Genomic DNA, 19,351 nt, shown 5'->3' with positions numbered 1-19,351 from the left:
TTTACTTGTCGTGTTGCCAGAAAGCCGATAAGCACGGCCACGTCAGAAATTCGGTTGCCGGAAGCAGCAAGTCTGCCCCATTCAGCCCTTTACCGATGCCGACAGAAAGCATGCCGCAGGCGTTGATTGCATCAATTCCCGCTTGTGCATCTTCTATGCCAATACATTGTTGCGGGTCAACGCCAAGACCCGCGCAGGCTGCCAGGAAAATTTCCGGATCCGGTTTCGAGCGGGTGAGCAATGCCGCATCCGCACAAAAATCAAAGCAAGAGCTAAGATTAAGCGCTTGTAAAATAGCCGGGGCATTGCGGGACACAGAGGCCAACCCCACCGGAATCCGTTCTTCCCGCAACGTCATCAACAGCTCACGTATTCCCGGTAATACCGAGTTAACCGTCAGCTGGCGCAAAGAATGGACATACAGTCTGTTTTTTCTCTCGGCCAATTGTGCGCAGGCCTCGGGAGAAAACGCCCCCGCCTTCCCACCATGGTGCAAAATACGCTGTAGTGATTCGCCGCGACTAATCCCTTTCAGGCTGTCATTAAATACTTCGTCGATCACAATCCCTATTTCATCGGCTACCTGCCGCCAGGCCAGAAAATGCAGATGCGCGGTATCGGTAATCACGCCATCCAAATCAAAAATGATGGCCTGTGGTTTGAGTATCATTCATCGCCCCTTTCTGTGGTAGCGGTCCCATAAGTGGGCGAAATAATGGCGTCATTGCGGATTACGGTTTCCCCCTGCACGGAGACCTTTTCACCATTGACCCAAAGGACAATCTGCTCAGTGCTGTTAATACGGATTTCAGCCGCATTAATGATTACCTGCATATCGATGCCCTGCCAGCGCAGCGGGAAAGACAGCGTTTGCCAATGAGTCGGTAAGGCAGGAGCAAGGTGTAACTCCCCGTGGCGAATATTCACGCCGGCAAAACCCTGGATTGCACCCAGCCAGATGGCGCCCGTTGCCGCAGCATGAATGCCGTCATCGCAGCTATGTGGGTCCTCCCCGAGATCGATAAGCGATCCTTCACGCCAGAACCGATAGCCCTGTGCCGGATCACCGCAACGCGCTGCCACAATCCCGTGGATCGCTTTACTCAACGAGGAGTCATGAATTGTGCGCGGCTCGTAAAAGCGCAGGTTTGCCAGACAGGTTTGCGGGCAAAATTGCTCCGGTAGCATGTAGGTCAGCATCACCACATCGGCCTGTTTGAGAATTTGCATCTCATTGACTTCTGCACGGGAGTAATCGAGCAAAATCGTCTGCTTGCCCGCTTTGGCTTTGTACTGTGACAGATCGATAGCCGGTTTGCTCAGGAAGGTATCGTCCTGAGGTAGCACGCCATCGGGCTGAACTTCCGGTCGCCAGAGATGCTGTAAAAAATACTCTGCGCGGTGAATAAACGTCTCATCACCGCAGCCCAACCGACGGGCAAAACCCAGCGCCTGTTCCACGTTGTACCAGGCCATGTAGTTGGTGAACGCGTTGTTGTTCACATGCTCAGTGTATTCATCCGGGCCAATCACATCGTGGATCTCTAAACGATCATTAACCATGACCGCCCTGCTGATCCAGAACTTCGCCGTTTCCAGCAGCAACGTCATTCCCTCACGGGACATGAAGTTTAGATCCCCTGAAGCATGCCAGTAATTGATTACCGCCCAGGCAATATCCGCCACGAGGTGATGTTCAGCCTGCGCGGAGGCCACTTTCTGACGCAGTCCGGTACGGATGTTGATCGCCGCAAATTCAGGCGTTTCCTCATCACCGCTGCGAGCGCTTTCCCAAGGGAAAAGCGCTCCCTGCCAACCGTTACGGCGGGCTTTCTCACGCGCCCCCGACAGATTATGCCAGCGGTAACGCAACAAACTTCTCGCGGTTTTCGGCTCGGTAAAGAGATGAAACGGTAACAGAAAGACCTCGGTATCCCAGAATATGTGGCCTTTATACCCTTCCCCCGTCAGACCTTTGGCCGCAATACTGCTGCGCTCATCGTGGTCAGGAGTCATCACACGCAGATGATAGAGCGCATAGTCCAGCGCTCGCTGATCGCTGGCATCAGTGCTGGTGACCTGAACGCGACGATTTTGCCACCAGGCATGCCAGTTAGCAGCCGACTCAGCAAGCAGAACGTCATAGCCTTGCTGCGCGCATACTTCCAGGTTGCGCAGCGACTGGCGTCCCCAGGTCTCAAGCGACAGGCTGCGTTCACTCGCCCAGTCTACCCAGCTAATTTTTGTCAGCGTGACGCGCTGTCCGGCTTTCGCCTGCACGCTGTTGTGTTGTAACAGCCGACGTTCTTTCGCGGTGAAGCAGCGCTGCGCTGCACCGTCTACATCGCAATACGTGGTGATAGCGATATCATTGCGGTTGTCCTGGGTGGTGTAAATCCCTTGCATAAGATGCTGGCCAAAGACCCGGACCTGCGTTTCATCCAAATGCTGACGACCATGATTGGTCATCGTGGCGTCAATTCCGGTCGAGATACCAATGCTGGCATCGCCATCCAGTGGCGTGACGACAACTTCCATCGCAAACAGCGGCAGTTTTTGTGCCGAGACAAATCGCCGGCTCTCAATGGCAAAACGCGCTCCGCCAGACGCACGCCAGGTAAGCGCACGGCGTAATTCCCCACTGGCAAAATCCAGTTCACGTTGCCAGCTTTCGATAACGCCGCTGGTGAGCGAGAAAATCTCACCATTGAGTGAAATCTCCACCCCCACCACATCAGGCAGATTAACCAGTTCATTAATCTCGCCTTTCCCTGCCCGGTGATACAGTCCAGCAATGTACATGCCGCGAGTTTGTAAGGTGTAGGCTTCCTCGTGGCTGGCGCGAATCCCCATATAACCGTTACCGGTCGTCATGAGTGACGCATATTTATTCAGGTTGTGTGGGCAAAAAGCCGGTTCAGTTAGCATTACTGGCCTCGTCATAAGTCTACGTAGGTCCCTGTTTCAGCCGATTGATACAGTGCGGCAACCAGTTGTTGAATAACGACGCCTTGCTCTGCGTCAGCAATAGTGACAGGCTCGCCCTGGACATGATTCACAAAAGCTTCCATGCTGCGATAATGTCGATTGTCATCGGCCATTTCACGCTGAAGCAGTACGTCAAGCGTACCCTCACGATCGGTATAAACCTGGGCCGGGAATAACGTCGCCCCTGCCAGATCGCCGCAGAAATTAACGTTCATAATCGATTGTTCCGGGATATTCAGCGCGAAAGAGGTTTCCAGTCGCAGGATACCGCCGTTATGAAATTCAATCGTCCCGAACAGAGAATCCTCCACGGTATACGTCTCGGGATCCCATTTCCCAAACTGGCCGCTGTTTTTACGCGTGCCAATGCGTTGATAACTGTGTGCGTTAACGCGCTTTACTGCCGGAAACCCCAGCACATACATGGCGGCATCAAGCATATGGATGCCGAGATCAATCAGCGGCCCGCCGCCCTGCAGTTCTTTGTTGGTAAATACCCCCCAGCCGGGCACGCCGCAGCGGCGCAAAGCGCGGACATTGGTGACATAGATTTCACCCAGCACGCCGGCCATCACCTGCTCACGAAGCAGCTGCGTATCCAGTGCGAAACGATGATGAAAATCATAAGCCAGAACTTTCCCCCTTCGACGCGCCGTGTTACACATTTCCAGCGCCTCGGCTGGCGTCATCGCCGGAGGTTTCTCACACATCACATGGCATCCGGCGTTCAGCGCCAACATAGTGTGTTCATAATGAAAACGATTGGGTGAACAGATGCTGACGATATCTGGCTTAGCCTCGCGTAGCATCGTCTGAGGATCGTCCCAAACCTGCGGATTGCCGTATTTCTCTGCCAACGCCTGCGCCTGTGACAGGCGGCTGTCACAGACAGCCACCAGTTCCAGATCGTTGCGGGTGCAGTAGTACGAAGCATGAACTTTATCCGCCACCTGCCCGGCGCCGATAATGGCGATGCGTAGCGGAGAGCTTGTCAGTGCACTTTTCACAGAAATCCTCTTAGCAGGTACGCAGCCAGGCCAGTGACTGACGGTACGCTTCCGGCAGGTTCTCTGCCCGTACACGCCCTTCGTACACGACGTAACCCTGATAATTATCTTCACGCAACTGGTCAAACAGCGCAGTGAAATCCAGCGTACCGCTCCCCGGCTGATAACGGTGGTTATCCGCAATATGGACGTGTCCCAGCAGATCGCGATTGTCATGCAGCGCCTGAGCCATATCGTCTTCTTCGATATTCATATGGTAAAAATCACCAATGATTTGCACATGCTTCAGGTTGTTTTCCACGATATAGCGACGGGCATCCGCCAGGGTGTTGATCATATGATCCTGATAGCGATTGAGCGGCTCCAGATACACTACCGTCCCCGTACGCTCGGCAACTTTATCGAGATAAATCAATGAATCACTTACTGCTTTACGATCGCCCGCCAGGCTGCGCGGAGAGGTCATCGGCGGTAAGCGGAAGGTAAACATGCCCCATGCAGCGGGTACAATAATGCCCTGCCCACCGACTTCGACCAGCGCTTCGAGAATGCGGGTAATCTGCTGTAAGCCATTCAAACGACGCTCTTCGATAAAATCACCGATCCAACCGTCATATCCTCCACAGGCGGTGGTGACGGGCAGGCCTGTTTCTTTGATTGCTGCTTTCACTTCTGCCAGGTTGTTAACCAGCAGCTTGCCGTCAATTTCAAAACCGTCAAACCCCATCTCTTTGATGTAACGGAATTTCTCGAGAATATTTTCCGGAAAAAAAGCCTGGTTCTGTGTTCCAATTTTCATCTTCTGCATTCCTTAATTAAAACGTCACGCCCATTTTGATGCTCTTTTCCGGATGGCGATCGACATACTGCATATAGCTTTCCGGGCTGCTGGCAAATGTCACTACCGGGTCAATAAGTTCTTCACAGTTCAGGTAACCGTTCATCAACAGTTCCCAACAGGTCTCCTCAATACGCTTGCGGCTCCAGCGCGGATAATCCGGATTTGGCTCACTGCAGGCACGCGAGAAGACAATTTTGGCGTTGTTGAAGTGCGCTTCACGCCCCAGGTTGAAGCCTTCAGCAAAAGGTTTCGCGAAAGCGACATAGGAGATGGTTCCACCATAGGCCAGACCGCGTAACGCCGATTGCAACGCATCCGCATAGCCGCTGGTTTCGATAATCACATCCGCGCCCTGCTTGCCGGTCAGCTTCTTAATTTCCATGCCGACATCGGTGCCAATAGGATTCAGACAGAAATCCGCGCCATGACGACGCGCGATATCGCAACGATGAGCAATCGGATCCACGCCAATGACCACCGAGGCTCCCGCTTTCTTAGCCAGTTGGACGGCAATCTGGCCAATCGCCCCTAAACCGACGATGACAACAAAGTCGCCGACACGCACATTGGCGTCGCGCACGCCACTCATGGCGAACTGTGCCGGGTCATAACACACGGCATTTTTCCACGAACTACCTTCCGGCATTTTGCGCAGTTTGTAGTTGTTTACCGCATTAAAGAAAACCGTTTCTGCCAGTGGGCCGTAGCCGCAAACTGAATCGCCAACGGCGTATTCGGTCACATCGCTGCCACACTCAATAACATCGCCCACCACCATGTTGCCAAGCTGGAACTTGCCGAATTCAATCCCGCGCGGCGCCCCTTCCGGACGCGGCATGAACATTTGCCATTCGCCGTTGAAATCTTCGTCAATAAACGGACTGGCAGCGCGAAAATCGACCACTTCCGTGCCATGTTTTGGCGCACCAAAGCGAACGCGAACTTTCACTTCATTGGCGGATACAGCTCTGTCTTCATATTCCACCAGCGCCGCAACACGCGGTTCTGTGGCAACTAACTTCTTCATTTACAACTCCTTAATTAAACTGGCCGCTTAGCCTTTCACGCCGCCTGCGGTCAAACCACTTTTAATAAAACGTTCGGAAAGCGCATACATAATGACAACCGGCAATGCGGTGACTAACGATGCCGCCATCATGCGTCCCCAGATATAGTCAGGCGTACTGAACAGCGCGTTCAGACCGACCGGTAAGGTAAAATTGCTGGCGCTGGAGAGGAAAATCGAGGCAAACAGATAGTCATTCCACGCCACCATAAAGCAGTACACAAAGACCGAAACCAGACCGGACATCGCCAACGGCACGGTAATGCGAAAGATGATCTGCAGACGGTTCAATCCATCCATCATCGCGGCTTCTTCTATTTCATCCGGAATGGTGTCGAAGTAGCTTTTCAACATGAACACCGCGGTCGGCAGCGTCTGGGTGACCATGGTGATAATCAACGCCATTTCGGTGTCATAGATGCCAAGTGCCGTAATGATTTTGAATAGCGGCACCACCAGCAGGATCCCCGAAAACATGTACACCGTGTAAAAGCTGGCATTGATGGTCATTCGCCCCTTAAAACGCAGGCGGGAAAGCGCATACGCTCCGAGCACGCCGAGAAACACCGCCACCACCGAAGAAGTGACCGATACCACCAGGCTATTACGGAAGTAGTCAACAAACGGGAAAATCATCGGGTTGAAGATGTCGATGTAATGTTCCAGCGTCCATTGCTGCGGTAACAGCGTCGGATGTAGCGAGATCGCCTCTTTGGCGCTTTTAAATGAGGTCATCAGCATCACAAAAAATGGGAATAGCGTGATGCCCAGGAAGACAATTAATCCACAGTAAAAGCCGATGCGGCCAAGTGTGCGCTTATTTGTTGCCATTGAGGTTCACCCGTTTTCTGGTCAGCAGGATAACAGCGAAAATAATGACGAAGAGGACGACAGAAATAGCGGCCGCTTTGCCTAAGTCGTTAAATGCAAACGCTGTTTTATAGAGATAGACCCCGAGAATATCGACTTTAGTGGTCAGCAGATAAACATCGGCGAACATGTAAAACATCCAGATCGTGCGCAGCGTGACCACGGTTGCCAGCACCGGCATAATCGCTGGCAGCGTGACGATACGAAACCGTTGCCAGGCATTCGCGCCGTCCATTTCTGCCGCCTCATACAACGATTTATCAATCGTCTGTAAAATCGCCAGAAACGAGATAAAGGCATACGGGAAGTAGCGCCAGATGGCGAACAGCACGACCAGCGCGAAGCTACTGCCGGGATTGTCGAACCACAGCGGCGCCTGATCGTAGAGATGCAACAGATCCACGCCGAGGTAGTTCACAATGCCGTAGCCGTTGTTGAACATGTATTTCCAGGCAAACACCAGCGAAATTGATGGCGTCACGTAAGAGAGGATGACCAGTGAGCGCGCCGTTTTCCGCAGACGAAACTCACGGTTAAAAAACATCGCTACGCCCAGCCCCAGTACCGTGCTTCCTGCCACAACCAGCGCGGTATACCAGACCGTCATCCACAGCGAATGCCAGAATCCGGGATCGGATAAGATACGGATATAGTTGCTCAGCCCGACAAACGTAGACTCAATTTGCGGATTCAGCGGCAGTCGCATAAAGCTGATTTCGATGTTAGATATCATCGGCCACGCCACTAAACCGCCCAGCAACAGCAAGCTGGGCGCCAGCAGCAGCATGGCGAATGGCATATCAGATCGACCTGAAAAGAACTTATTCATCACGGCTTTCCATTTCCCCATTAGCGCTGTTCAACGAGGTCATCCAGTTTTTTCTGGCTCGCTTCAATCGTGGTGACGAGGTCGGCTTTGCCTACCGTCACGTTGTGCACCATTGAGCTCACAACACCGGAGCCTGTGACGTCGCCCATGCGGGTGAAGTTCTTATCGCCGACGGCGCCAAACACCTGGATATTCGGCAGTTCGGCAATCAGTTGATCGGGTAATTCACCCAGCGCTTTGATGACCGTGTTATCTTTCCACGTCGGGGTATTCACCACCGCTTTGTTGACCGGCAGCGCCGCCCCTGGCGACATCATGACCCAGTCCGCGATGTTGTCAGCCTGCTCCATAAAGGTGACAAATTTCTCTGCCGCTTCTGTCTCTTCAGACTTTTGACCCGCGGTAATGGTTAACGACGTCAGCATGCCGTAAACAGCAGAGTTTTTTTCCGTCGGCACCATAAAGCCCACATTTTTAGGATCGCCCTCTTTAATCACCGCCGGGAGGATATAGGTGGAATAAATCGCCATCGGCGCCGTGCCGTTCATGAACGCGTCTTTGACTTCCATGATGTCGTTTGAGCCCGGCATGGTGTTCATTGCCAATTGGCGGTAATACTGCAGCGCCTGCGCCATTTCAGGTGTGTTGAGCGTTATCTTTCCTTGCGCATCAAAAACGTTGGCCTGGTTTGAGAGCGCGAACTGGGAAAATGACTGTTCGGTCAAAACGCTTTCCGCCGTGGGCAGCGCAATACCATATTTCTTACTACCAGGATTGTTTAGCTTCTGCGCCACGCTCAGCAGTTGTTGCCAGTCTTTTGGCTCTTCCAGCCCAGCTTTTGCCAGCACATCTTTGCGATACCAGATCCCGCCAATCCAGGCGCTAACCGGAACCCCGGTCCAGGCGGTACCGTCTTCAGTGCGCACAATACGCAGCACGCCATCATAAAAAGTACCTTCACCTACAGCGTTGATGACCTGCGCAACGGCTTTACGATCGATAAGTGATTCTTTATCCATAACTTTCGCGTAGTCATGGCTGGTTTCAATGACTTCAGGCAGTGAACCGCTCCGCGCCAGGGTAATGACCTTGGTGTTGTACGCATCTTCTTCTACAGGAACCTGTTTGACACTGATCCCCGGGTTCTCTTTTTCAAAACGCTCAATCAGTTTTGCAATAACCGCCTGCCGCTCCTGTTCAACAGAAGAGTGCATAAATTCAATCGCAACAGAGGACGTTTTATCATCCTTACACCCGGAAACCAGGGCGCAGGAAACCAGTGCTGAAATCAGCACAATTTTAGTTTTAAGCATGAAATGTTCCTTTTTATTACTTAACCCACATGACCTGCCAGGCGTTCAACGTTAATTCTTTACCTGAAATAGTTTTACCGCTAATCAAATCAAATCCATTTTCAACATCAATACTAATGGTTTGCGTATGACCGCTGACATTAAATAATCCGGTAATTTTTTCGCCTGTTTCCGCCGTACGTTTAATTTGCATTACAGCCGGTGTAACACTGCTAATCTGAAAATCACTATCAGGGTGAAATGCTTTATTACTACGACGTATTACAATTAATCGGGATAATTCATGATAAATAGCGTGGCGCAAACTGGTTTCATCTGCCAGCTCCGTTTCGATTTGGCTTATTTGATATTTTTTGCGGTTGATCGCACGGTTATAACCTAGCGCCTCGACACCTTTATAATCATTGCGTGACCCAAGAATGCTTTGAATGTAAACCGCAGGTACACCCGGAAAACTCAGCAAAATGGCATGTGCGAGAATAAAACGGGAAAAACGTTCGGCATCACTACAATTGCCTGGCGTTAGTGCGTCCATATATGTGACGTTAATTTCATACGGACTGCGACTACCATCAGGATTATTTTTCCAGTTAACCAGCGCGCCTTCCTGTTGTAATTCCGTCACCAGGCGCACAATCTCGTCTTCAGGTAACAAACCACGTAATGGGTTGAGACCAATACCGTCATGCGATGCGAGGAAATTAAACCAGGTGGTCTCACTGGACGGCAGTTCCAGTGATTGCGCCCACTGGCACAAGGTTGAGGTATCCTGGCGTTGTACCGCATGCAGCACCAGCGGCGGTAACGAGAACTGGTACACCATATGCGCTTCATCACGGCCATTTCCGTAGTAGGACACATTATCCTTATGCGGAACGTTTGTTTCAGTAATAATCGCCGTACCAGGCGCCGCGCAGTCAGCAATAGCGCGAAATAGTTTGATAAGCTGATGCGTTTTTTCCAGGTGAATACAGGTCGTTCCTGGCTCTTTCCACATAAAGCCAACCGCATCCAGGCGGACATAATCGGCGCCCTGCTCAAGATAACTCAATAGCACATCGACCATCGCAAGTAACACTATCGGGTTGGCATAGTTGAGATCGATCTGGTCGTCGCTGAACGTCGTCCATAAATAGCGTACGGTGTTATCTTTCAGCGTAAAAGGCGTCAGTAACGGTAATGCGCGTGGACGCGTTACGTTGCTCAGGTCCGTATCAGGATCCATCGCAATAAAGAAATCTTCATAACCGTCAAGCTGTTGCAAATAGTTATTAAACCATTCGCTTTTCGCTGACATATGGTTACAAACAAAATCAAACATCAGTCGACTGGATTTACCCAATTGCTTAATATCATTCCAGTCACCGGTTTCTTCAGCAACCTGATGGTAATTAATTACGGAAAAACCATCATCCGATGACCACGGATAAAACGGCAACAGATGCACATGAGAAAATGTCGACTTAAGCCATTCATTATAAAATTGATTAAACATCGGCAGTGTTTTTTTGCCTGCCCCGTGGAATTGATCGGCGTAGGTAATAAGAACTACATCGCCCTCGTCCCAATGCGCTTTACGGATTTTTTTAATTAATCCCTGTGATTTCTCTAAACGTGCAATCAGCGCTTCATAGTGGCATGAAGTAAACGTATCACCATAAACTTCTGCCAGGCATTTTTGGATTTTTTGGTTCACCTTCAATTCTCGTGGTAGCGGTCCCATGAATCAAGAGACTACTCTGCGGGAAATAAGCTGTCAATCGGCTGAGGTGGCCAGGAGGGGGATAATAAAAGAATTTTGGCAGCCAAAAAATCGTATTTGTGAGCTGCCGCAAATTAACAGAGGGAATGTTGATTAATTGTTGCTTGCTTTTGCTGATTCGGATATCAGCGTTGATTACCTGAATAGCGTTTCGATAATTTTGCCGCTGCCCGACTCAAAACCGGCTCCAGGACCAACGCCAGCAGCATTTTAAGCGGGCGTCGGGCGACGGACTTCACCGCCCACCCTGCTACCCCCGCCGGGCCGTAACGAAGCGCAGTTAAAAGCACCAGCTTACCTACTATTTTAAAGCCCGGCTTAACCCTTTGCCCGGCACGTTGCCAGCGATTGTTCATTTCTATCCTCACAATTGGCGGAAACGGCTGCGCAATGAAAAGGTATCAGAGGTGACATAACGCTCCATTTCACGCAAACGCTTTTCACTTGCCGCCAGCTCGTGATCGACGGCATCCAACAGCTCGCCGCTTGATGGCTGCTGCTCACCGGAAACCACATTGTCCGGCATCGGGTCCAACACAAACGTCAGCACGATGTAAGCGACGAAGGTGAAAAAGGCCAGACCAAAAAAGACGGACAACACCACCAGGATCCGTACCAGCTTCACAGGCACATCGAGGTAATGCGCAATACCTGCGCAAACCCCCTTCACCATGCCCTGTTGCGGAATACGCCACAGTTTTTTGTTCAGATTAACGCCTCCCATTAGCGGTCCCTCCAGTTTGGATGTTCAGCATCAAGGATGTCTTCCAGCGCCTGAATGCGCTCGCGCATCCGCTGTGCGTCATCGTTGAGTTCTACCAGACGTTGCTGTTCACTTTGCGCCAGTTCGCCACGACTGGAACGGTTGCTGTAATGCAGCCAGAGCCAAATCGGTAAAACGAACAGCACAAAGATGGTTAATGGGATAGCCAGAAATAGCGCGCTCATGAGTACTCCTTACAGGTGATGAGCGGCGGCGCGTTCGGGCGCCGCCAGATGTTATTATTGCTTATCTTGCTGCATTTTGGCTTTAAGTTGCGCCAGCTGCTCGCTGATTTCATCATCTGCTTTCAGGTCAGCAAATTGCTGATCCAGAGACTGCTGTTTACCGAAGTTATGGCTTTCAGCCTCAGCTTCCATCTGATCGATACGACGCTCGAAAGATTCAAAGCGTGCCATCGCTTCATCCAGCTTACCGCTGTCCAGTTGACGACGAACATCACGCGAAGAGCTCGCAGCCTGATGGCGCAGCATCAATGCCTGCTGACGAGCACGGGTTTCACTGAGTTTATTTTCCAGCTCACCGATCTCTTTTTTCATTCGCGCCAGCGTATCGTCAACCAGCGTCACCTCATGCTCCAGAGAAGCAATCAGATCAGTCAGTTTCTGTTTTTCGATTAAAGCAGAACGCGCCAAATCTTCTTTCTCTTTACGCAGCGCCAGCTCGGCTTTTTCTTGCCACTCTGCCTGTTGTGCGCTGGCCAGTTCGATACGGCGAGATAATTGTTTCTTTTCTGCCAGAGCGCGTGCGGAGTTTGAGCGCACCTCAACCAGCGTGTCTTCCATTTCCTGGATCATTAACCGCACCAGTTTTTGCGGATCTTCAGCCTTTTCCAGCAACGCATTAATGTTGGCGTTCACGATGTCGGCAAAACGAGAAAAAATACCCATAATGTAATCCTCACTTACTGTTCTGATATCGGGCTATGCCCTGCTGTTTTCGTAATGCACTTGGCGTGCCAATTTTTTAACCAATTGATTTTAATGTAAATGTCTAATTTTACCTGACGGGAGAATTAGGGTAAATTGGTGAATAACACTAACAAGTGGTGAATTTCATCATGGCAGGATACAAAGACAATATTCTGGGCGAAGCGAACAGCTTTATTGAAGTGCTGGAACAGGTTTCTCATCTGGCGCCGCTGGATAAACCTGTACTGGTTATCGGTGAGCGAGGTACGGGGAAAGAGCTTATTGCCAACCGCCTGCACTACCTCTCCAGCCGTTGGCAGGGCCCATTTATTTCGCTTAACTGCGCGGCCCTCAACGAGAACTTACTTGATTCCGAACTGTTTGGTCACGAAGCCGGTGCATTTACCGGTGCACAAAAACGCCATCCAGGACGTTTCGAACGCGCCGACGGCGGCACGCTGTTTCTTGATGAACTGGCGACCGCGCCAATGTTGGTACAGGAAAAACTGCTGCGCGTAATTGAGTATGGCGAGCTGGAACGCGTCGGCGGCAGCCAGCCATTGCAGGTTAACGTGCGACTGGTCTGCGCGACCAATGCCGACCTGCCACGTATGGTCAGCGAAGGCACTTTCCGCGCAGACCTGCTGGATCGTCTGGCCTTTGACGTGGTGCAACTTCCCCCACTACGCGAGCGGCAAAGCGACATCATGTTAATGGCCGAACACTTTGCCATTCAGATGTGCCGCGAGATCGGGTTACCGCTTTTTCCGGGATTTAGCGCCGAGGCCAGAGAAACCCTCCTCCATTACCGTTGGCCGGGTAATATTCGTGAACTGAAAAACGTCGTGGAGCGCTCCGTTTACCGGCACGGTACCAGCGATTACCCGCTGGATGAGATCATCATTGACCCCTTCCGCCGCCATGTTGCGCAGCTACAGGCAGCACCACCAAAGCAGACATCTGTAGCATTACCGCTGGATCTGCGTGAATTCCAGCAGCAACAAGAGAAAGACTTTCTACAAACCAGTTTGCAGCAGGCAAAATTTAATCAGAAAAAAGCCGCTGAATTACTGGGTCTGACTTACCATCAGCTACGCGCGTTGCTTAAGAAACACCAGATCTAATACGCATTTGCAGGTGTCATACTGGCGGGTTTGACGCATAACGTCATAAGGTTTACCATGGCGTCACTACTGTATAAAAACACAGGCATAGATATGACTCTGGGATTAGTTGGCGAAAAAATTGACAGAAATCGCTTCACTGGTGAGAAAGTTGAAAATAGTACATTTTTTAACTGCGATTTTTCAGGTGCCGACCTGAGCGGCACTGAATTTATCGGCTGCCAGTTTTATGATCGCGAAAGTCAGAAAGGATGCAATTTTAGTCGCGCAATGCTGAGAGATGCCATTTTCAAAAGCTGTGATTTATCAATGGCAGATTTCCGCAACGTCAGCGCATTGGGCATTGAAATTCGCCACTGCCGCGCACAAGGCGCAGATTTCCGCGGTGCAAGCTTTATGAATATGATCACCATGCGCACCTGGTTTTGCAGCGCATATATCACTAATACCAATCTAAGCTACGCCAATTTTTCGAAAGTCGTGTTGGAAAAGTGTGAGCTATGGGAAAACCGCTGGATGGGGACTCAGGTACTGGGTGCGACGTTTAGTGGTTCAGATCTCTCCGGTGGCGAGTTTTCGACTTTCGACTGGCGAGCAGCAAACTTCACACATTGCGATCTGACCAATTCGGAGTTAGGTGACTTAGATATTCGGGGTGTTGATTTACAAGGCGTTAAGTTAGACAACTACCAGGCATCGTTGCTCATGGAGCGGCTTGGCATCGCTGTGATTGGTTAGCTCAGCGTTTACACCGGGAGATGCGTTTGACGATTTACTTTTAACCAGTACGACTCCTGGCAAGCATTGTGAAATGTTTTCTCCAGTGGACGAATATCCTGACCTGCCGCATCAACGACATGCCATCTAATGCTGCATTCTGGACAGGAATTTGATGGATATATAACCAATTCATTTTCGCGAGAACAACGAATAACCACTCCCGAATCATGAAGCCATGTCTTATTTATAATCTCAACTTCAGCCATGTCATCCCGTTTACTGACATCCTCAATACAAATAACATTTTTGCCTATTTTTATAGCATTGACGTAATCCGCTAAGTTGCTCATTTATTAAATATTCCCTTTGATTCGTACACTAACGCATTGTAATCGCTTATGCATTTTGTCACAGCGAGGAAACCGTAACAAATTACGCCAACTGTCCACATCCTGCACCGCGTTTATAACGAGTCAGATGGGTCATGAAAATGCTAAGATAGTTAACAGAGTAAATTCAAAGTGGATAGCGGGTATGAAGGGTGACCCTGTCGCGATGTTGAATTCGCGGTTATCACCTGTGCGGCCCCCAAACACAAACGGTAATGGCAAATGTCATTAAATATTAGTAAGATAGCCTCTTTATTTATAATCCTTTAAAATTATGCGCCTGGTTTTATCATCTCTGATCGTGATGGCTGGATTTCTGAGTGGTCAGGCTGCTGCCGCGCCTGAACAGGCTTCGCATGCTGATATTCGTGACAGCGGCTTTGTCTATTGCGTTAGCGGGCAGGTCAATACGTTCAACCCGCAAAAAGCGAGCAGCGGTCTTATCGTCGACACCCTGGCAGCCCAGCTGTATGACCGACTGCTCGATGTCGATCCGTACACCTATCGACTGGTGCCTGAGCTGGCTGAAAGCTGGGAGGTGCTGGATAACGGCGCAACCTACCGCTTCCATCTGCGTCGTGACGTCCAGTTTCAGAAGACGGCCTGGTTCACCCCCACCCGCAAACTGAATGCGGACGACGTGGTGTTTACCTTCGAGCGCATCTTTGATCGCCAGCATCCGTGGCACAATGTAAACGGTAGCAGTTTCCCCTACTTCGACAGCCTACAGTTCGCCGATAACGTCCAAAGCGTACGCAAGCTGGACAACAACACCGTTGAGTTCCGCTTAACTCAGCCCGACGCCTCCTTCATGTGGCACCTCGCCACGCATTATGCCTCCGTGATGTCAGCAGAATATGCGGCTAAATTGGCAAAACAGGATCGCCAGGAACTGCTCGACAGACAACCCGTCGGCACCGGACCGTACCAGCTTTCGGAGAATCGCGCAGGGCAATATGTTCGACTGCAGCGCCATGAAAAATTCTGGCGTGGTACTCCTCTGATGCCGCAGGTGGTTGTGGACCTCGGCTCTGGCGGCACCGGACGTCTATCGAAACTCCTGACCGGTGAGTGTGATGTTCTGGCCTGGCCTGCCGCCAGTCAGCTCAGCATTTTGCGTGATGACCCGCGCCTGCGTCTGACCCTGCGCCCGGGGATGAACATCGCCTATCTGGCATTCAACACCAATAAACCACCGATGGATAATCCCGCCGTGCGGCATGCGCTGGCGCTGGCCATTAATAACCAACGGCTGATGCAGTCCATCTACTACGGGACGGCGGAAACCGCAGCATCTATTTTGCCTCGCGCCTCGTGGGCTTATGACAACGAAGCTAAAATTACAGAGTACAATCCGGCAAAATCGCGCGAGCAGTTAAAAGCACTGGGGCTGGAGAACCTGACATTACAGCTTTGGGTACCCACCAGTTCTCAGGCCTGGAACCCCAGTCCACTGAAAACCGCCGAGCTGATTCAGGCTGACATGGCTCAGGTGGGTGTGAAAGTTAAAATCATTCCGGTAGAAGGTCGTTTTCAGGAGGCGCGATTAATGGATATGAACCATGATCTAACGTTATCCGGTTGGGCGACGGACAGTAACGATCCTGACAGTTTTTTCCGACCGTTGCTAAGCTGCGCCGCCATCAACTCGCAGACTAACTTCGCCCACTGGTGTAATCCGGAATTTGACAGCGTTCTGCGCAAGGCCCTCTCTTCGCAGCAACTCTCATCGCGAATTGATGCCTATGACGAAGCGCAAAATATTCTCGCGAAAGAGTTACCGATCCTGCCGCTGGCCTCTTCACTGCGTCTGCAGGCTTATCGTTACGATATCAAAGGACTGGTGCTGAGTCCGTTCGGCAATGCATCTTTTGCCGGGGTTTTCAGGGAAAAGAAAGATGAGGTGAAAAAGCCATGATTATCTTCACCCTGCGTCGTTTTTTATTGCTGCTGGTCACCCTCTTCTTCCTGACCTTTATTGGATTCAGCCTGAGCTACTTCACGCCTCATGCGCCGTTACAGGGTGCATCGCTGTGGAACGCCTGGGTATTCTGGTTCAATGGCCTCATTCACTGGGATTTTGGTGTATCCAGTATTAACGGCCAGTTGATTTCAGAACAGTTGAAGGAGGTGTTCCCGGCGACGATGGAACTGTGCATTCTGGCCTTTGGTTTTGCGCTGATGGTTGGGATCCCCGTTGGTATGCTGGCAGGGATCACGCGGAACAAATGGCAGGACTGCTGCATCAGCGCCTTAGCGTTGATGGGCTTTTCCATTCCGGTTTTTTGGCTGGCGCTGTTGCTGACGTTGCTCTTCTCACTGACTCTCGGCTGGCTTCCCGTTTCGGGACGCTTTGATCTTCTCTATGAAGTGAAGCCCGTTACCGGATTTGCCATTATTGATGCGTGGATCTCCGACTCGCCCTGGCGCGATGAAATGCTGGTCAGCGCAATCCGTCACATGGTGCTTCCGGTGTTGACGCTTTCCGTCGCCCCTACCACGGAAGTTATTCGCCTGATGCGAATCAGCACCATTGAGGTCTTTGATCAAAACTATGTTAAAGCGGCCGCCACGCGCGGTCTGTCACGCTTAACCATTCTGCGCCGTCACGTTCTGCACAACGCCCTTCCGCCGGTGATCCCGCGTCTGGGTTTACAGTTTTCCACCATGCTGACGCTGGCGATGATCACCGAGATGGTCTTTAGCTGGCCAGGTCTTGGCCGTTGGTTGATTAACGCAATTCGCCAACAGGATTACGCGGCAATTTCGGCGGGCGTCATGGTGATTGGCTCACTGGTTATCATCGTTAACGTCATCTCTGATATTTTGGGTGCTATGGCTAACCCTCTGAAACATAAGGAATGGTATGCCTTACGATAGCGTCTACAGCGAAAAGCGTCCGCCGGGTACGCTGCGCACCGCATGGCGCAATTTTTACGGCGATGCGACTGCGATGATCGGCCTGTATGGCTGCGCAGGATTGGCGATTCTGTGTATTTTTGGTGGTTGGTTTGCCCCTTATGGCATCGACCAGCAATTTCTCGGCTATCAGCTTTTACCGCCGTCATGGTCGCGCTATGGCGAAGTCTCATTTTTCCTCGGAACTGACGATCTCGGGCGTGACGTGCTAAGTCGCCTGCTCAGCGGCGCGGCCCCAACCGTTGGCGGCGCGTTTGTCGTCACCCTCGCCGCCACACTATGTGGCCTGTTCCTGGGCGTGGTTGCCGGCGCGACGCACGGTTTACGCTCCGCGGTGCTGAACCACATTCTGGACACCCTGCTCTCGATCCCTTCGCTGCTGTTGGCGATTATTGTGGTGGCCTTTGCCGGACCGCATCTGACACACGCGATGTTTGCCGTCTGGCTGGCGCTGCTGCCGCGCATGGTACGCTCCGTCTACAGCATGGTGCATGACGAGCTGGAAAAAGAGTACGTTATCGCCGCTCGCCTGGACGGCGCAACCACGCTCAATATCCTGTGGTTTGCCGTTCTGCCCAATATTACCGCCGGACTTATCACTGAAATCACCCGTGCGCTGTCGATGGCGATTCTGGACATCGCCGCGCTGGGTTTTCTCGACCTTGGCGCACAGTTGCCGTCACCAGAATGGGGAGCCATGCTTGGCGACGCGCTGGAGCTGATTTATGTCGCACCGTGGACGGTTATGCTGCCAGGTGCGGCGATTATGATAAGCGTGCTGCTGGTTAACCTGCTGGGTGATGGCGTGCGCCGGGCAATTATTGCGGGGGTGGAATAATGCCATTACTGGATATCCGCAACCTGACCATTGAATTCAGAACCGGCGACGACTGGGTGAAGGCGGTTGACCGCGTCAGCATGACCCTCAATGAAGGTGAAATCCGCGGACTGGTTGGCGAGTCTGGATCGGGCAAGAGCCTGATCGCCAAGGCCATTTGCGGCGTCGCTAAAGATAACTGGCGCGTAACCGCAGACCGCATGCGCTTTGATGATATCGATCTGTTGCGCCTTTCCGCGCGTGAACGACGCAAGCTGGTCGGCCATAACGTTTCCATGATCTTTCAGGAACCGCAATCGTGTCTCGATCCGTCTGAGCGCATTGGACGACAACTGATGCAAAATATTCCGGCATGGACTTATAAAGGCCGCTGGTGGCAGCGTATCGGCTGGCGTAAACGCCGCGCGATTGAACTCCTGCACCGCGTCGGGATAAAAGATCATAAAGATGCGATGCGCAGCTTCCCGTATGAGCTGACCGACGGCGAATGCCAGAAGGTGATGATCGCAATCGCCCTGGCTAATCAGCCGCGTTTACTGATTGCCGACGAACCAACGAACGCGATGGAGCCAACCACTCAGGCGCAAATTTTCCGCCTGCTGACCCGGCTGAACCAAAACAGCAATACCACCATTTTGTTGATCAGCCATGACCTGCAAATGCTCAGCCAGTGGGCTGACAAAATTAACGTGATGTACTGTGGGCAAACGGTGGAAACTGCGCCTAGTAAAGAGCTGGTGACTATTCCGCATCATCCTTATACCCAAGCGTTGATTCGCGCCATTCCTGATTTTGGTAGCGCAATGCCGCACAAAAGCCGCCTGAATACCATGCCAGGAGCCATTCCATTGCTGGAACAATTACCTATCGGCTGTCGTCTGGGGCCGCGCTGCCCTTATGCTCAGCGCGAATGTATCGAAACCCCAAGACTGACCGGAGCAAAGAATCATCTCTACGCCTGTCATTTCCCGCTGAACATGGAGAGAGAGTGAG

Annotated in this window: 20 protein-coding genes; 6 read left to right on the top strand and 14 right to left on the bottom strand. The window is 51.6% G+C overall.

Annotated features, from left to right (window positions below; genetic code table 11):
• Window position 1 precedes the first annotated feature (1 nt).
• The 13 genes from pgmB to pspA form a co-directional block, all read right to left on the bottom strand.
• Window positions 2–670, bottom strand: coding sequence for a beta-phosphoglucomutase (pgmB, locus tag HV311_RS11330; protein ID WP_065554828.1), 669 nt, complete (start codon window positions 668–670; stop codon window positions 2–4).
• Window positions 667–2,943, bottom strand: coding sequence for a glycoside hydrolase family 65 protein (locus tag HV311_RS11325; RefSeq protein WP_191221103.1), 2,277 nt, complete (start codon window positions 2,941–2,943; stop codon window positions 667–669). The genes pgmB and HV311_RS11325 overlap by 4 nt, the downstream gene beginning before the upstream one ends.
• Complete coding sequence (locus tag HV311_RS11320; protein ID WP_016153222.1) at window positions 2,940–3,995, bottom strand: Gfo/Idh/MocA family protein; 1,056 nt, start codon at window positions 3,993–3,995, stop codon at window positions 2,940–2,942. Before HV311_RS11320 ends, HV311_RS11325 begins: the two co-directional genes overlap by 4 nt.
• Window positions 3,996–4,005: 10 nt before the next feature.
• On the bottom strand, window positions 4,006–4,794 hold the full coding sequence (locus HV311_RS11315; RefSeq protein WP_191221102.1) for a sugar phosphate isomerase/epimerase family protein: 789 nt from the start codon (window positions 4,792–4,794) through the stop codon (window positions 4,006–4,008).
• A 16-nt stretch (window positions 4,795–4,810) separates the two neighbouring features.
• Window positions 4,811–5,863 (bottom strand): zinc-dependent alcohol dehydrogenase, encoded by a 1,053-nt coding sequence (locus HV311_RS11310; protein ID WP_016153224.1) that lies wholly within the window; start codon window positions 5,861–5,863, stop codon window positions 4,811–4,813.
• A gap of 27 nt (window positions 5,864–5,890) precedes the next feature.
• Window positions 5,891–6,733, bottom strand: coding sequence for a carbohydrate ABC transporter permease (locus tag HV311_RS11305; protein ID WP_003020474.1), 843 nt, complete (start codon window positions 6,731–6,733; stop codon window positions 5,891–5,893).
• Entirely contained in the window at window positions 6,720–7,601 is an 882-nt protein-coding gene (locus tag HV311_RS11300) for a carbohydrate ABC transporter permease (RefSeq protein WP_003840754.1), read from the bottom strand. The genes HV311_RS11305 and HV311_RS11300 overlap by 14 nt, the downstream gene beginning before the upstream one ends.
• Window positions 7,602–7,621: 20 nt before the next feature.
• Window positions 7,622–8,914, bottom strand: coding sequence for an ABC transporter substrate-binding protein (locus HV311_RS11295; protein WP_019076863.1), 1,293 nt, complete (start codon window positions 8,912–8,914; stop codon window positions 7,622–7,624).
• Between the two features lie 16 nt (window positions 8,915–8,930).
• Window positions 8,931–10,637 (bottom strand): sugar phosphorylase, encoded by a 1,707-nt coding sequence (locus HV311_RS11290; RefSeq protein WP_326928892.1) that lies wholly within the window; start codon window positions 10,635–10,637, stop codon window positions 8,931–8,933.
• A gap of 164 nt (window positions 10,638–10,801) precedes the next feature.
• Window positions 10,802–11,032 (bottom strand): phage shock protein PspD, encoded by a 231-nt coding sequence (pspD, locus tag HV311_RS11285; protein ID WP_191221100.1) that lies wholly within the window; start codon window positions 11,030–11,032, stop codon window positions 10,802–10,804.
• Between the two features lie 8 nt (window positions 11,033–11,040).
• A complete protein-coding gene (gene pspC, locus HV311_RS11280; protein ID WP_181633660.1) occupies window positions 11,041–11,400 on the bottom strand; it encodes an envelope stress response membrane protein PspC in 360 nt (119 codons plus the stop codon).
• Window positions 11,400–11,624 carry an envelope stress response membrane protein PspB gene (gene pspB, locus HV311_RS11275; RefSeq protein WP_016153227.1) on the bottom strand — a complete coding sequence of 75 codons (225 nt, stop codon included), beginning with the start codon at window positions 11,622–11,624 and terminating at the stop codon, window positions 11,400–11,402. Before pspB ends, pspC begins: the two co-directional genes overlap by 1 nt.
• Before the next feature lie 54 nt (window positions 11,625–11,678).
• Window positions 11,679–12,347, bottom strand: a complete 669-nt coding sequence (pspA, locus tag HV311_RS11270) for a phage shock protein PspA (RefSeq protein WP_016153228.1) — start codon at window positions 12,345–12,347, stop codon at window positions 11,679–11,681.
• Between the two features lie 155 nt (window positions 12,348–12,502).
• Here pspA and pspF point away from each other — a divergent pair, with 155 nt between their 5' ends.
• Window positions 12,503–13,492, top strand: a complete 990-nt coding sequence (pspF, locus tag HV311_RS11265) for a phage shock protein operon transcriptional activator (protein ID WP_191221099.1) — start codon at window positions 12,503–12,505, stop codon at window positions 13,490–13,492.
• Window positions 13,493–13,585: 93 nt separating this feature from the next.
• Window positions 13,586–14,230: a QnrB family quinolone resistance pentapeptide repeat protein gene (locus tag HV311_RS11260; protein WP_191221098.1), complete on the top strand. Its 645-nt coding sequence runs from the start codon at window positions 13,586–13,588 to the stop codon at window positions 14,228–14,230.
• Window positions 14,231–14,238: 8 nt separating this feature from the next.
• On the opposite strand, the gene HV311_RS11255 is transcribed toward HV311_RS11260, so the two are convergent.
• Window positions 14,239–14,562: a hypothetical protein gene (locus HV311_RS11255; protein ID WP_072161006.1), complete on the bottom strand. Its 324-nt coding sequence runs from the start codon at window positions 14,560–14,562 to the stop codon at window positions 14,239–14,241.
• 313 nt (window positions 14,563–14,875) lie between these two features.
• Between HV311_RS11255 and sapA the strand changes: the two genes are divergently transcribed.
• Genes sapA through sapD form a run of 4 tightly spaced genes read left to right on the top strand, consistent with a single transcriptional unit; the run spans window position 14,876 to window position 19,350 of the window.
• Complete coding sequence (sapA, locus tag HV311_RS11250) at window positions 14,876–16,519, top strand: ABC transporter substrate-binding protein SapA (protein ID WP_191221097.1); 1,644 nt, start codon at window positions 14,876–14,878, stop codon at window positions 16,517–16,519.
• Window positions 16,516–17,481, top strand: coding sequence for a peptide ABC transporter permease SapB (gene sapB, locus HV311_RS11245; protein WP_191221096.1), 966 nt, complete (start codon window positions 16,516–16,518; stop codon window positions 17,479–17,481). Before sapA ends, sapB begins: the two co-directional genes overlap by 4 nt.
• Window positions 17,468–18,358 (top strand): peptide ABC transporter permease SapC, encoded by an 891-nt coding sequence (sapC, locus tag HV311_RS11240; RefSeq protein ID WP_191221095.1) that lies wholly within the window; start codon window positions 17,468–17,470, stop codon window positions 18,356–18,358. The genes sapB and sapC overlap by 14 nt, the downstream gene beginning before the upstream one ends.
• Window positions 18,358–19,350 carry a peptide ABC transporter ATP-binding protein SapD gene (sapD, locus tag HV311_RS11235; RefSeq protein ID WP_016153234.1) on the top strand — a complete coding sequence of 331 codons (993 nt, stop codon included), beginning with the start codon at window positions 18,358–18,360 and terminating at the stop codon, window positions 19,348–19,350. The genes sapC and sapD overlap by 1 nt, the downstream gene beginning before the upstream one ends.
• The last annotated feature ends 1 nt before the right edge of the window (window position 19,351 follow it).

The organism is Citrobacter sp. RHBSTW-00881, from assembly GCF_013728515.1.
In the GTDB taxonomy this organism is placed as follows: Bacteria; Pseudomonadota; Gammaproteobacteria; order Enterobacterales; family Enterobacteriaceae; genus Citrobacter; species Citrobacter braakii.
The sequence above is the reverse complement of the archived record's forward strand: the minus strand, read 5'-3'. Positions and strand labels throughout refer to the sequence as shown.

Coding starts and splice junctions, on each gene's coding strand:
- pgmB (WP_065554828.1), bottom strand. CDS start 670: ATGATACTCAAACCACAGGCCATCATTTTTGATTTGGATGGCGTGATT.
- HV311_RS11325 (WP_191221103.1), bottom strand. CDS start 2,943: ATGACGAGGCCAGTAATGCTAACTGAACCGGCTTTTTGCCCACACAAC.
- HV311_RS11315 (WP_191221102.1), bottom strand. CDS start 4,794: ATGAAAATTGGAACACAGAACCAGGCTTTTTTTCCGGAAAATATTCTC.
- HV311_RS11310 (WP_016153224.1), bottom strand. CDS start 5,863: ATGAAGAAGTTAGTTGCCACAGAACCGCGTGTTGCGGCGCTGGTGGAA.
- HV311_RS11305 (WP_003020474.1), bottom strand. CDS start 6,733: ATGGCAACAAATAAGCGCACACTTGGCCGCATCGGCTTTTACTGTGGA.
- HV311_RS11300 (WP_003840754.1), bottom strand. CDS start 7,601: ATGAATAAGTTCTTTTCAGGTCGATCTGATATGCCATTCGCCATGCTG.
- HV311_RS11295 (WP_019076863.1), bottom strand. CDS start 8,914: ATGCTTAAAACTAAAATTGTGCTGATTTCAGCACTGGTTTCCTGCGCC.
- HV311_RS11290 (WP_326928892.1), bottom strand. CDS start 10,637: ATGGGACCGCTACCACGAGAATTGAAGGTGAACCAAAAAATCCAAAAA.
- pspD (WP_191221100.1), bottom strand. CDS start 11,032: ATGAACAATCGCTGGCAACGTGCCGGGCAAAGGGTTAAGCCGGGCTTT.
- pspC (WP_181633660.1), bottom strand. CDS start 11,400: ATGGGAGGCGTTAATCTGAACAAAAAACTGTGGCGTATTCCGCAACAG.
- pspB (WP_016153227.1), bottom strand. CDS start 11,624: ATGAGCGCGCTATTTCTGGCTATCCCATTAACCATCTTTGTGCTGTTC.
- pspA (WP_016153228.1), bottom strand. CDS start 12,347: ATGGGTATTTTTTCTCGTTTTGCCGACATCGTGAACGCCAACATTAAT.
- HV311_RS11260 (WP_191221098.1), top strand. CDS start 13,586: ATGACTCTGGGATTAGTTGGCGAAAAAATTGACAGAAATCGCTTCACT.
- HV311_RS11255 (WP_072161006.1), bottom strand. CDS start 14,562: ATGAGCAACTTAGCGGATTACGTCAATGCTATAAAAATAGGCAAAAAT.
- sapA (WP_191221097.1), top strand. CDS start 14,876: ATGCGCCTGGTTTTATCATCTCTGATCGTGATGGCTGGATTTCTGAGT.
- sapB (WP_191221096.1), top strand. CDS start 16,516: ATGATTATCTTCACCCTGCGTCGTTTTTTATTGCTGCTGGTCACCCTC.
- sapC (WP_191221095.1), top strand. CDS start 17,468: ATGCCTTACGATAGCGTCTACAGCGAAAAGCGTCCGCCGGGTACGCTG.
- sapD (WP_016153234.1), top strand. CDS start 18,358: ATGCCATTACTGGATATCCGCAACCTGACCATTGAATTCAGAACCGGC.